The sequence below is a fragment of the Nostoc sp. 'Lobaria pulmonaria (5183) cyanobiont' genome (assembly GCF_002949795.1).
Lineage (GTDB): Bacteria > Cyanobacteriota > Cyanobacteriia > Cyanobacteriales > Nostocaceae > Nostoc.
In genome coordinates, this window is sequence record NZ_CP026692.1 from 280,302 (window position 1) to 293,136 (window position 12,835).

General features: G+C 41.2%; 12 protein-coding genes and 1 riboswitch. Of the genes, 7 read left to right on the forward strand and 5 right to left on the reverse strand.

From position 1 onward, the window contains the following. The first annotated feature begins 67 nt into the window (after positions 1 to 67). The 3 genes from NLP_RS01245 to NLP_RS01255 all read left to right on the forward strand — a co-directional run bounded on the left by NLP_RS01245 (position 68) and on the right by NLP_RS01255 (position 4,015). Positions 68 to 988 carry a DUF4349 domain-containing protein gene (locus NLP_RS01245; protein ID WP_104904802.1) on the forward strand — a complete coding sequence of 307 codons (921 nt, stop codon included), beginning with the start codon at positions 68 to 70 and terminating at the stop codon, positions 986 to 988. Positions 989 to 1,220: 232 nt separating this feature from the next. Then, positions 1,221 to 2,576 carry an NAD(P)/FAD-dependent oxidoreductase gene (locus NLP_RS01250; protein WP_104904803.1) on the forward strand — a complete coding sequence of 452 codons (1,356 nt, stop codon included), beginning with the start codon at positions 1,221 to 1,223 and terminating at the stop codon, positions 2,574 to 2,576. Between the two features lie 203 nt (positions 2,577 to 2,779). Then, entirely contained in the window at positions 2,780 to 4,015 is a 1,236-nt protein-coding gene (locus NLP_RS01255; protein WP_104904804.1) for an LL-diaminopimelate aminotransferase, read from the forward strand. Positions 4,016 to 4,309: 294 nt separating this feature from the next. Here the strand turns inward: NLP_RS01255 and NLP_RS01260 are convergent, their stop codons facing one another. From NLP_RS01260 to NLP_RS01275, 3 genes are all read right to left on the reverse strand, one after another. After that, positions 4,310 to 5,032 carry a hypothetical protein gene (locus NLP_RS01260; protein WP_104904805.1) on the reverse strand — a complete coding sequence of 241 codons (723 nt, stop codon included), beginning with the start codon at positions 5,030 to 5,032 and terminating at the stop codon, positions 4,310 to 4,312. Between the two features lie 152 nt (positions 5,033 to 5,184). Continuing rightward, positions 5,185 to 5,481, reverse strand: coding sequence for a hypothetical protein (locus NLP_RS01265; protein ID WP_104904806.1), 297 nt, complete (start codon positions 5,479 to 5,481; stop codon positions 5,185 to 5,187). Positions 5,482 to 5,885: 404 nt separating this feature from the next. Continuing rightward, complete coding sequence (locus NLP_RS01275) at positions 5,886 to 7,226, reverse strand: voltage-gated chloride channel family protein (RefSeq protein ID WP_104904808.1); 1,341 nt, start codon at positions 7,224 to 7,226, stop codon at positions 5,886 to 5,888. Positions 7,227 to 7,321: 95 nt separating this feature from the next. Next, positions 7,322 to 7,408: riboswitch (Fluoride riboswitch) on the reverse strand. 395 nt (positions 7,409 to 7,803) lie between these two features. On the opposite strand from NLP_RS01275, the gene NLP_RS01280 reads away from it, so the two are divergent. Beyond that, complete coding sequence (locus NLP_RS01280) at positions 7,804 to 8,673, forward strand: zinc metalloprotease HtpX (protein ID WP_104904809.1); 870 nt, start codon at positions 7,804 to 7,806, stop codon at positions 8,671 to 8,673. Between the two features lie 503 nt (positions 8,674 to 9,176). Then, entirely contained in the window at positions 9,177 to 10,940 is a 1,764-nt protein-coding gene (locus NLP_RS01285; RefSeq protein ID WP_104904810.1) for a Rieske (2Fe-2S) protein, read from the forward strand. 248 nt (positions 10,941 to 11,188) lie between these two features. Here NLP_RS01285 and NLP_RS01290 read toward each other — a convergent pair whose 3' ends face one another. Together NLP_RS01290 and NLP_RS01295 are read right to left on the reverse strand one after the other, a co-directional pair. Further along, positions 11,189 to 11,398 (reverse strand): hypothetical protein, encoded by a 210-nt coding sequence (locus NLP_RS01290; RefSeq protein WP_104904811.1) that lies wholly within the window; start codon positions 11,396 to 11,398, stop codon positions 11,189 to 11,191. A gap of 148 nt (positions 11,399 to 11,546) precedes the next feature. Next, positions 11,547 to 11,828, reverse strand: coding sequence for a hypothetical protein (locus tag NLP_RS01295; protein WP_234017153.1), 282 nt, complete (start codon positions 11,826 to 11,828; stop codon positions 11,547 to 11,549). A gap of 226 nt (positions 11,829 to 12,054) precedes the next feature. On the opposite strand from NLP_RS01295, the gene NLP_RS01300 reads away from it, so the two are divergent. Further along, complete coding sequence (locus NLP_RS01300; RefSeq protein ID WP_267871505.1) at positions 12,055 to 12,309, forward strand: type II toxin-antitoxin system HicB family antitoxin; 255 nt, start codon at positions 12,055 to 12,057, stop codon at positions 12,307 to 12,309. Positions 12,310 to 12,322: 13 nt separating this feature from the next. Next, positions 12,323 to 12,517, forward strand: a complete 195-nt coding sequence (locus tag NLP_RS32640; protein ID WP_234017154.1) for a hypothetical protein — start codon at positions 12,323 to 12,325, stop codon at positions 12,515 to 12,517. Positions 12,518 to 12,835 lie beyond the last annotated feature (318 nt).

Here is a 12,835-nt window from a genome sequence, read left to right on the forward strand (position 1 = left end):
AACAATCCAGACATCGAGTTTTACTTCAGTAATACTGGGGTTAATTTCATCTATCTGGGGGTAGATTATGTATGCTTCAAGTAAATTACCGCGCACATCTGCTTTATTTGTGAGTGCGTTATTAGGAGGGGTGATTTTCACCAGTTGCGCCTCTTCCCATCAGTCAGGAAATCAGGCTTTACCTCCAATTGCAGCCAATGGCGCGGTAAATCAATTACCTGCTCGTGAAAACAGTCTTTCCCAAAAGGCGGAAGCTTTACCAATAGCGCGTTCTCGTCCTCAACTCATCAAAAAGGCAGCAATTTCTTTGACTGTCAACTCTGTAGATCGGACTATCGATGCCGTTTCGCAAATTATCAATCAACAGCAAGGGGATTTAATTGGGTTGAAACAACAACAACCCAAAAACGACAACCCGCGTTACACAGCAACAATCCAATTGCGGATACCAGAGAATCGGCTAGAACCTACTTTAGAAAAACTAGCTAAATTGGGCACTGTCGGTAGTCGTAATATCACAGCGGAAGATGTGGGCGATCGCCTGGTGGATTTTCAAGCTAGATTAACGAATTTGCAAAGAACTGAAGCCAATTTGCAAAAAATTATGGATCGGGCGGGTTCTGTGAGAGATGTGCTTAGTGTTGCCCAAGAACTGAGTAATGTGCGACAAACAATAGAACAAATTGATGCCCAACTCAAAAGCTTACAAAATCAAGTTGCATATTCCACTATTACGCTCAACCTAGAAGCAGCAGTTTCTAGCACCAGTCCCCAACCTGCCTTGGGTTTGCAAGTTCAGGAAACTTGGAACAACTCTACCCATTCTTTGAGGGCATTTTCCGTTGGCTTACTCAAACTGGGTATTTGGTTAATTGTTTACAGTCCCTATTTGTTAATTTTTGCTGCTCTTGTCTATGGCTTTAGACGTTGGCGGCGAACTCATTCACCACGTTTGACACAAACACCAGAGTCAACTAGTTCTGAGTAAACTTGTATAAATCTACATCTACCTTTGATAAATCTACACAGACAAAGAGGGATTTAAATATTCCAAACTCTTATTGTCTGTACCTTTCGCCTAAAAATTTTCTTTATCCTGTAGTCTTGATTACTTTAATACTTTTTTAAATGTAAAGAGCAATACAAAATATCTGATGACAATTTTGATACAAATTTGTTAAGAATAGTTACAATAGTCGGCGTACACGATAATATTTCTTATGGTAAATTCACTTGACAATAATCCACCCCATAAAGTAGTAATTGTTGGCGGTGGTTTTGGTGGACTTTATGCAGCAAAAACACTGGCCAAAGCGGCAGTAAACGTTACTCTGATTGATAAACGTAACTTTCATCTATTTCAACCCCTTTTATATCAAGTCGCCACAGGTGCGCTATCTCCCGCTGATATTTCTTCACCCTTGCGTTCTGTCCTCAGCAAGAGCAAGAATACGAAAGTGCTACTGGGAGAGGTGAATAATATCGATCCAGAAGCGCAAAACGTGATTGTGGGCGACGAAGCAATAGCTTACGATACGTTAATTGTCGCCACAGGTGCGAAGCATTCTTACTTTGGCAAAGACAACTGGGAAGAATTCGCCCCAGGCTTGAAAACAGTAGAAGATGCTATAGAAATGCGTAGCCGGATTTTTACGGCGTTTGAAGCCGCAGAAAAAGAAACCGATCCAGAAAAACGCCGGGCTTGGTTAACCTTTGTAATTGTGGGTGGTGGCCCCACTGGTGTAGAGTTAGCTGGTGCGATCGCAGAATTGGCAAACCAAACTCTCAAAGAAGATTTCCGCAACATCGACACATCGGAAGCCAGCATTTTGCTATTAGAAGGTTTGGATCGGATTCTGCCACCTTTTGCACCAGAGTTATCACAAGAAGCGGAAGCATCTCTAACGCGCTTGGGTGTGGTTGTGCAGACAAAAACATTGGTAACAAATATTGAGAATGATGTTGTTACCCTCAAACAAGGCGATGAAGTTAAAGAAATTGCCTCAAAAACGGTATTATGGGCAGCAGGTGTGAAAGCTTCAGCAATGGGAAAAGTCCTAGCAGAACACACAGGTGCTGAGTGCGATCGCGTTGGACGCGTTATTGTCGAACCTGACTTGAGTATTAAGGGACATCCCAATATTTTTGTAATTGGCGACTTAGCAAATTTTTCTCATCAAAATGGTAAGCCGCTACCTGGTGTTGCACCTGTAGCGAAGCAACAAGGTGAATATGTAGCAGAACTAGTCCAAAAGCGGCTTGTAGGTAACAGTTTGCCACCCTTTGCTTATGTTGATTACGGTAGTTTAGCGATGATTGGGCACAATTCTGCTGTAGTAGATTTGGGCTTTATTAAGCTGAAAGGTTTCGTTGCCTGGCTGTTTTGGCTGTTGATTCACATCTACTTCTTAATTGAATTTAACAACAAATTAGTAGTAATGATTCAGTGGGCATGGAACTATTTCACCCGTAATCGGGGAGCAAGATTGATTACAGGCCAGGAATCAATCACGCAGTTCGTAATTAGCGATCGCAATAGTTATTCAGCCGATAATAAACAGCCGATAAATGTCTAAATTGGGCATGGGGCATTGGGCACAAGAGGCAGAGGTGCAAAGGGGCAGAGGGGAAAAACTTACTGTAACTTCTCCGCGGTCACTGAGCGTAGCCGAAGTGCTGCTCCCCTGCTTTCCCACTCTCTACTCCCTACTCCCTACAACAAAGTTATCGCCCTCATAAATTAGCAGTAAGCTGTTTGAGGGCGTTTTTTATATTTACTATGGCAACTATTAACGACAACTACCTGAAGCTAAAAGCGGGTTATCTGTTTCCAGAAATTGCTAGGCGGGTGAATACCTTTGCAGAAGCGAATCCTGATGCTAAGGTGATCCGGCTGGGCATTGGTGATGTTACCGAACCTCTGCCGGAGGCTTGCCGCGCAGCTATGATTAAAGCTGTGGAAGAAATGGGCGATCGCAATACCTTCAAAGGCTACGGCCCAGAGCAAGGCTACGCCTGGTTGCGGGAGAAAATTGCTACTCAAGATTTCCAAGCGCGGGGAGCTGATATAGATGCTTCCGAAATCTTTATCTCCGACGGTTCCAAGTGCGACACGGGCAACATTCTGGAAATCTTTGGTCATGACAATCTAATTGCCGTTACTGACCCAGTTTACCCCGTGTATGTAGACACTAACGTTATGGTGGGAAATACTGGGGATGCCAACGATAAAGGCGAATTTGAGGGTTTAGTCTATCTGCCAATTACAGCTGATAACAACTTCACCGCCGAGATTCCCTCAAAGAAAGTCGATTTAATTTATCTCTGCTTTCCCAATAACCCCACTGGCGCAACTGCTACTAAGGAATATCTCAAGACATGGGTGGACTATGCCAAAGCTAATAACTCGATTATTTTCTTTGATGCAGCCTACGAAGCTTATATCACCGATCCGTCGATTCCCCACTCAATTTATGAAATTGAAGGTGCAAGAGAAGTTGCGATCGAATTTCGTTCTTTCTCCAAGAATGCAGGTTTTACAGGAACCCGTTGCGCGTTAACTGTAGTACCGAAGACACTCACAGCAAAAGCCGCCGATGGTTCCGATGTGGAACTATGGAAACTGTGGAATCGTCGCCAGTCCACCAAATTTAATGGCGTTTCTTACATCGTCCAACGGGGAGCCGAAGCGGTTTACTCTGAAGAAGGACAAGCACAAATCAAAGGGTTGGTGAGTTTCTATCTAGAAAACGCCAAAATTATCCGCGAAAAACTCACAGCCGCCGGATTAGCGGTGTATGGTGGCGTGAATGCACCTTATGTTTGGGTAAAAACTCCTAATGGTTTATCCAGTTGGGAATTCTTTGATAAGTTGCTACAAACTGTCAACGTGGTGGGAACACCTGGTTCTGGCTTTGGTGCTGCGGGTGAGGGTTACTTCCGCATTTCGGCGTTTAACAGCCGGGAGAATGTGGAAGAGGCGATGAAGCGGATTGCTGAGAAGTTTAAGGTGTAGGCGATCGCTTTTAGCCGCTTTTGTTAAACTCAATCTATTAGTCTAAAGGTTACGGTGGGCTGTATTCTCCACCGCAACCTGATAGAGATAATATTAAGTAATATTCATATAGTTGGGTAACTGGAATTGGTTATTAGTATTAAAAGTTATATTAACTCTTACACAATTCATCAAATTACTTCCAATCGTAGTAGTCTTTGGATTTGGTTTGAAGTTAAACTTTGAGTCAGGCAAAGCTTTACTTATTACCTTTATACTTCCTTCTGGGATAATACTCGTACAAGGAAGTGTAAATTATATTGTATCTAGCAACAAATCACTATATAAGGTGTGCTTTGCTAACACTTGTTCAAAAAATGGACGCATTAAGTTAGAGTACATATTATCAAATTTTACGAAACCAAAGGAACCGTTACTCTCAACAACGATATCTGGCATTAAATCACAGTTTGGGAATACTCCTCTAAAAGCTGTACATAATTCAAGAGCAACAATTGCAGCTTGTATAACATCAACTTGATTACACAAAAATGGTATCTGACTAAAATTTGTTTTGCTAAAATTACGTTCATCACCTAGACTGCGATCATGAAATATCTCATTACGAAACTCCATGAACTCTTTTAGCTTTGGATAAATTCCTGATTTATAAAAGTCTTCTTTAGCTAATAGAAGTACATCGAAAACTCCGCGAATTCTAGCTTCTAAGTCACGACCGCGATAATTACCAAATGGTATATTACTCTGAATACACCCAGCCTTCAAAATTGCATTGATATATGATTCACAAGTCAAAAACCAAAGCGCTATTGCTGTTGAACAAGTATTACCTTGATTAATAGCTTCTTTAGAATGTTCCAGTAACTCCAGATTTTGACAAGAGGAATAAAAAGCTTTAATAGCAAAATAGTGGTATGTCAAAAGCACACGACTACCAGGATCTGTCATATTTCCAAGAAGTGGGAACCAAATGTAAACTTCGCCTAAATCATTTGTCCGAAAATCTTCTAATTTCATCTATTTTATGTGTTTTAAATGCTAACTACCATACTAACTAAAGGTGCGGAAAGTAGATAATAATATTGCACTCATTTAAACTTTAAAAACAGCATCAAAAAGCGCTGGCTTAATTCTGAAATTAATCGCTATTAGACAGAGTGCGATCGCCTTTACGTCGTGGTTGTAAACTTAGCATTTTGGGTATGTTTGGCAGAATGACTTTCTGGCTCTGAATACATAGCAAATAACTCACTAAAAACCTCCTCCCCATTAATCTCTCCACTACTAACAAATCGTTCTACCTCAACTGAACCATCCTCAAAAAATTCCACTTCCCATCGTTCCCCAGCCACCGCCACATTTACCATAATCGTTTCATCCCGATGATGGGCTAAAGTGTAACTAATTGTCTCTTGTTCTAATTGATTTAGAAAGGTAACTAGTTTGCCAAATCCATGATTCTTCATTTGTCAAACCTCTTATCGCTTAATAACTTGCGAACAACTTTAAAACCCGGTCGATTTACTTCTGCTCCCGCTTCAATCTCTTCCCATAACATTTCACAAAACTCATCCCAACTGGGCGATTCTTCCGGGAGTGGAGCCTGTTTTATACTACCCTTCTTGTACTTCAGGATTTCAGACACCTTTTGCCCAGCAAATTTATGTACGATTTCCCGCTCTCCTTTTGATTGAGTAGCTACTTTCCTTTATACAATAGCGATCATACATGACTACTCTGACTATGCAATGCCTACGCTGGTCACTGAGCCTGTCGTACCCCTACGGGGAAGCAAGCTACGCGCAGCGTCTCGTAGAGAAGTGCGGTAAACTACGCACTTTTCCAACTATCCATTAATTGCATCAAAAAATTATTCCTGAGAATTACTTCCGCCTTCTTCGCCATCATCAGGTAAATCAATTTTTGGCTCAACTTTTGGTTGCCCATAAGTACCCAAAGTCAGTCCTTCTTCCAGATATACAGAAGAGTACTTACTCAATCCAATACGCTGTGAAGTATAAATTCCAGAATGACCTGAAAATAGGTAGCTCACTATACAGCCAATAGCAACAAATACCCCGGATTCTAGACCAAATAGTTCTATTCCCATTAGAGTCGATGCTAAAGGTGTATTTGCTGCACCTGCAAACACACCCACAAATCCCATTCCTGCTAACAGTGGTGCAGGTAATGCTAAAAGCAACGACAAAGCATTACCTAAAGTTGCACCAATAAAAAACAAAGGTGTCACTTCTCCTCCCTTAAAACCGGCTCCTAAAGTTAGAGCAGTCATACCAAATTTTGCTGCAAAATCCCAAGGAGGTAGCTGAGTGGAGAAAGAATCAACGATAGTAGGGATACCAAGTCCAATATACTTAGTTGTACCACTTAACCCAACAATTGCTGCAATGATCGCACCGCCTATTAAAGGACGCATTGGAGGATAAGATATCTTTGCTTTAAAGAAGTGACTAATTTTGTGAGTTACTTGAGCAAAGAATCTCGCTACAATTCCAAAAACTGCACCTGCGATAATGGCAGAAATCAGCCCCCAAATTGTGAGCGGCGGTGTAGAGGGAGCGTGTCGGTATGCGGTATGATGTAAACCTAATAGTAAAGTTACTTGATTTCCTACGATCGCAGCAATTAAAGAAGGGAAAAGAGCGTCATAATTAATTTTACCAATCGCTAAAACTTCCAAACCAAATACAGTTCCAGCTAAGGGAGTACCGAAAACTGAAGCGAATCCTCCACTGATACCTGCTGTTAACAAAATTCGCCGATTAGCCCCTTGAAAATGCAATATTTTAGTTAACTGGTCTGCCAAAGAAGCACCCATTTGTAATGCTGTACCTTCACGACCGGCTGAACCACCAAAAAAATGTGTAAGGTCTGTTCCTAGTAAAACAAGAGGAGCCATACGAAAAGGAATAACCTTTTTGGGGTTATGAATTTCTTCCAGTAAAAGGTTATTTCCAGCTTCTACAGTCTGACCAAATTGATGATAAATCCAACCACTCAAGAAGCCGCCAAGGGGAAGCAAGGCGATAATCCATCGATGCGATTCTCGCCAATCAGTTGCCCATTCCAATGATGCTAAAAGAGCCGCGGAGGCAGTTCCAGCAAGAATGCCAACTACAAAGGAAATAGGCAACCACTTAATTAGATGGGGTAAGGCTATAAACGGTTCAGACTGACGAAAGCGTTTCATACCGTGACTCCTTGAGGTGCGATTTGTAGACTTACACTTTCTACAGGAGAGTCAGGTAATGCATTTAGCCAAGCCCTACTCTCCCACAGTAAGTCAGGAAAGTAGGAGCCATCAGCCTTCCAATTATTAATTTAACCTGTACTGGAAAGGCGGTTTTGGCGAGCTCCATCGCCATAAATACTATTTAATTAATTTAACAATATCATTTTTGCTTTTGTATTGCTTTAAAAGTTTTACTATTTGTTCCTCTGAGTTATCAGCAATTACACAGTAGCAATGCCTGTCTTGAAAAGTGAGGCTCTTAAGAGTGGAAGTTCCGCCTGCATCAACAATTTTTTACAAATTCCTTGCTAGAGATAGATGCATTTTTTATATATTAAAGATAAACATCCTTTTGAAGAAACAAAGTAGCAAAAACAACTAAATTATCATTGATAAAAGTTAAGTGGGAAAACCGTACTTATCTGATAGGTTTTCTGTACCATATATCTAAGTTTAGCTGGATACAATCAAAGCGTGGCTTATATTAATGCTGTTTTCTGAAAAATTTACACAGCATTAGCAGGAGAGCAAAAATATGACAAATCAATTGAAAACGGCTGTTTTGCTAGCTGCGCTAAGTGGTCTTTTGATTGCAATAAGTTACTGGGTAATTGGCGGTTCTACTGGCTTGATTATCGGGATTGGCTTGGCAGCAGTAACAAACTTGTTTTCCTGGTATCAATCAGATAAGATTGCGCTGGCAGTATACCAAGCCCAGCCTGTAAGTGAAAGGGAAGCACCAGGGCTTTATCGGATAGTGCAGAGATTGAGCGATCGCGCTAACATTCCCATGCCTAAAGTTTACATCGTTCCAAGCCAAGGTGCTAACGCTTTCGCTACAGGGCGCGATCCAGAACACGCTGCGGTGGCTGTCACTAAAGGTATTTTAAATATATTGCCAGACGATGAACTCGAAGGTGTTATCGCCCACGAGCTAACCCATATTATTAATCGTGACACTCTCACCCAAGCTGTTGCTGCTACTGTGGCTGGTGCGATCTCATTCTTAGCCCAAATGGTTAGTTACAGCCTATGGTTTGGCGGTGGTTCACGAGATGACAACAGACGTGGAAATCCAATAGGAGTTTTATTAACTGTCATGCTGGCGCCAGTGGCTGCAACAATCATTCAGCTAGCTATTTCGCGCACACGAGAATTTTCTGCTGATGCAGGTTCTGCTAGATTAACTGGTAATCCCCGCGCCTTAGCTAGGGCATTGCAACGCTTAGAAGCTTCAGCAAAGCAGATGCCTTTAAATGCTAATCCAGCTTATGAGCCGTTATTAATTATCAATTCCATCTCTGGACAGTTTTTGGGTAACTTATTCTCCAGTCACCCTGCTACAGAAATGCGAGTTGCAGCATTGCTGAAATTAGAGCAACAATTGCCAACAAAAACTTATTAATTTGTCATTAGTCATTAGTCATTTGTCCTTTGTGAAATAAATGACTAATGACTATTAATATAGGGTGCAATTCTTATTGGAGAGTAAATTTTGCAATTAAGGATGTTTTAAGTATGACTTATAAACCTCATCTATGTTGAGAACCGTAGTTTTTGCCCTCACCCTAAATCCCTCTCCCAAGTAGGGAGAGGGACTTCTTTCCGGCTCCCCTTCTCCCAATATTGGGAGAAGGGGCTGGGGGATGAGGGTTTTTCTATTCATACAGAACTACGGTTTTCAACGTGGACGCAGTTTAACAATATCGAATCTACTGAATCCATCTCCGGGTAATGGATAGCTCAAAGCATCGGGGAGGGTGGGCGTCAGCGTGGGTGGAGTTATCTATCGTAAACATTTTTTTAATTGGTATTAGTTAACAAAAATTAGAATGCACAAATGCTCAAATTTAAAAAACTTTGCCAGAGTAGAAGTAAGGGTTTTGACATTTACTTATGTGTAATTAAATGACTCAAATATTTGAAGAGGCGACGAAAACAGACGATTATATCCGTGTTGCTCAGCTTGCAGAAGTTCAGGCAGCAGGTAGTTTGTTAGTCCACAAGGAAAAGCATACGATTGCTTTGTTTTACTCAAATAATACAGTTTACGCAATTGATAACCGTTGTCCTCACATGGGCTTTCCTTTACAAGGAAGCACTTGCAAAGATGGTATTGTTACCTGTCCTTGGCATTATGCCCGCTTTGATCTTGCTAGTGGTGGAACGTTTGACTCGTGGGCAGATGATGTTCCTTGTTTCCCGGTAGAAATCCGTGATGGTGAAGTTTGGATAAATTTAGCACCACCAGTTAACCCTTATGCTCACCACCGCCAACGTCTGCTAGACGGTTTAGAGCAGAATATTTCTTTAGTGATTGCAAAATCAACGCTGGCACTTTTAGATATAGGAGTGAACCCGACAGAACCATTTCTCATGGGGCTAGAATTTGGCACTCGTTATAACAAAGCGGGTTGGAGTTCAGGTTTGACTATCCATACCTGTATGATGAATCTACTACCTTATCTTGATGTAGAAGACAAACCTCGTGCTTTATTTCACGGACTGTCGGCAGTAGCTAATGATAGTGCAGGTGCGCCACCAGAGTTTGTCGTTCATCCATTACCCAACTCGAAAGTAGATTTTGCGACTCTCAAAAACTGGTTTCGCCAATTTATTCAGGTACGGGATGCTGAAGCAGCACAAAGATGTTTAGTATCTGCTGTTCGTTCAGGAGCTAATTCAAAGCAAATAGCAGATATACTGTTCTGTGCTGCCACGGATCGTCGCTATCTTGATGTTGGGCATACGCTTGATTTTATCAATAAAGCATTAGAAGCACTTGATACTATAGCTTGGCAAGCAGCAGAATCAATTCTGGCTAGCCTAGTTTCGGGTTTAGCCAATGCTTCGCGGATGGAAGAATCCAATTCCTGGCGCTATCCTGTAGATTTGGTGGCAATATTAGAGTCGGCTTTTGAGCAATTACCGACTGTATTAAGTGTAGGAAAATCTCGACAAGGAAATTGGTCACAAACAGATGAACTAATACCAATTTTATTGGGTGAAGACCCACAAGCGATCGCAGACTCGCTATTGAATGCACTGAAAGCAGGTTGTACTGAAGAACAATTAGCTGGTGTAGTTACTTATACAGCAGCATTACGAGTAGCTCGTTTCCACACTAATAATGACTTTGGAGATTGGAATTCAGCCCACCATCCATTTACGTTTGCAAATGCCGTACATCAAGCTTTACGAAGAGTACCAACAGTCGAACTACTAAGAGGTGTGTTTGATGCGGCGATGAGTGTATATTTAAATCGTTTTTTGAATGTCCCCCCAGCACGGCTACCAGAACCCAAAGACATCGTGGAAAATCCCGAACAATTACTCCAGCAGCTACCAGATTTATTAAACCATCAGCAGCAAGTAAACCAGACAGGGCAATTAGTTGCTAATTATTTATACAGTGGTGGTAGTGCTGAAAGACTGATGGCAAAATTAGGGAAATTGATGCTGCGAGAAAACCGTGATTTTCATGTCATTCAAGAAATAGAAGCCGCTTTTCGTCAGTATTCTTTCCTCGGTCAAACTTCGGCTGGAATTCATATACTAGTGGCTGCATCTCGGTATTTAGCCGCTCATTCTCCGACAATGCGATCTCAAGGACAAACTTATCAAATTGCGGAACGTTTACATCAAGGTGCTCGCTTATTTGAAGAATCGTGACCGGAAAGTGGAGAATTTCAACTGTATCCTATTACATCCCAAGGTGTAGATCGTTCGTCTTTCAAGACGCGATAAATCGCGTCTCTGAAATTCGAGCTTTTTGACTTTTGACTTTTGACTTTTGACTTCCGCGCAGCGGTACTAGTACAGCACGGCGTAAATAAGCAGACCATTGAAAAGCCCTAAAAAGCTTATTTCATAATACTTTTGACTTTTGACTTTTGACTTTTGACTTCCGCCTTGCGGTACTAGGCTTCATCTTGATATTCTTTGACTTTGGCATATAAACTGGCAACTGTTTCTTCAGCAAACAGTTTTTCTTTAAGTTCCAAATAATCGCATTCACCTAGTTTACAAGCTGCCCAAAATTTCATTACCTTCGATGGTTCTAAGTGGGTGAGTAGAACCTGCATCACTTCTTGGAAATTTTGTTGTTCGTCAATAACTTTAATTTTCATTTCATACCTCTAAAATAAAATCAATTGGGTTGATTACCTTGAGTGACAAATCTTGACAACGGTTGATTAGTCTCCGATCGCAAGTAATAAAATAATTAGTTTGGGAAGCCTCCGCACACGCTACATGAAGTGTATCAATAGGTTTAATTCATTGTTGTTCTAGTTGATCTGCTCTACCTCTAATATTTTCATTTACTAATACTCTCAATGTAGCTATTTGTAAGTATCGCTCCATTGATTTATGATTGGCAACAAAAGGGTTACGGCTATTTTCATATTCTAGTACTGAAGAACTAACTAGTTCTATTAATCTTGCTTCTACCATTTGCAAAATAAAGATGACAGCTTGTGTTTCTAGAAAGATTTTTGGCTGTGTTTGGTCGTCAAATGGACGATTATAAATACTGGTATCTAGATAAACCCTTGTCATATAGCTTTTTTTACAACTTTCTCTAAAAAAAAGCGATGCCAAAGGCGGGCTACGCCTACGCACTCATCTCTAAAATACCAAAAGCGTAGGCGTAGCCAGTCGTAGACATCGCCTGTCGATTTACACTTGAAAGTAGAGCGTAGACGCTTCATCGGCGAAACACCATCATTCAACGTAAGATTAAAATAGTAGCACAACGCGAGATTTCATGGCGATAAGGTTTATTTTGAGCGACTATGTTGATCGAGCGATCGCTCAGGCAATTTATGACAAGTTAGAAGATGGTACATTTGCAGGTAGAATTCCTGTTTGCAAAGGAGTGATAGCTTTTGCATCAACTTTGCGCGAATGTGAGGATGAATTACGCTCAACACTGGAAGACTGGATTTTGCTTGGGCTAAAGCTGGGACATTCTCTACCAGTAATTGATAATATTGACCTCAACAAGGAGCCGACTCTTGAGCCGATGGATACCCTGTAAGCGTCGGGATTTTGTGAAGAAATTACGATGGCTTGGCTTTGATGGCCCTTTTTCTGGAACAAGACATCAGTTTATGGTTTACGGGGAATATCGCCTAACTATTCCCTCTAATGATGAGTATTCTGTACCGCAATTGCGGATGATGATTGGGGAAGTTGAGGTTATTTTAGAGCGGGAAATCACGCTAGAAGAATGGAATAGCGTTTAAGATTTGCCGACAAGCGATGTCTACGACGGCTTTCGGCTCAATGATATACCAAAATGAATGCGTGAATTACTCAAATGAGAAAGCAAACTGGGGTTTGAGTAAGTAAAAGCTGATTTTGCTTGCGGAAAACACCAAAATGAGTAAGCAAACTGGGGTTTGAGAAAGTAAAAGCTGATTTTGAGTAAGTAAAAGCTTATTTTACTTGCGTGAATTACTCAAATGAGAAAGCAAACTGGGGTTTGAAAAAGTAAAAGCTGCTTTTGCTTGCGGAAAACACCAAAATGAGTAAGCAAACTGGGGTTTGAGAAAGTAAAAGCT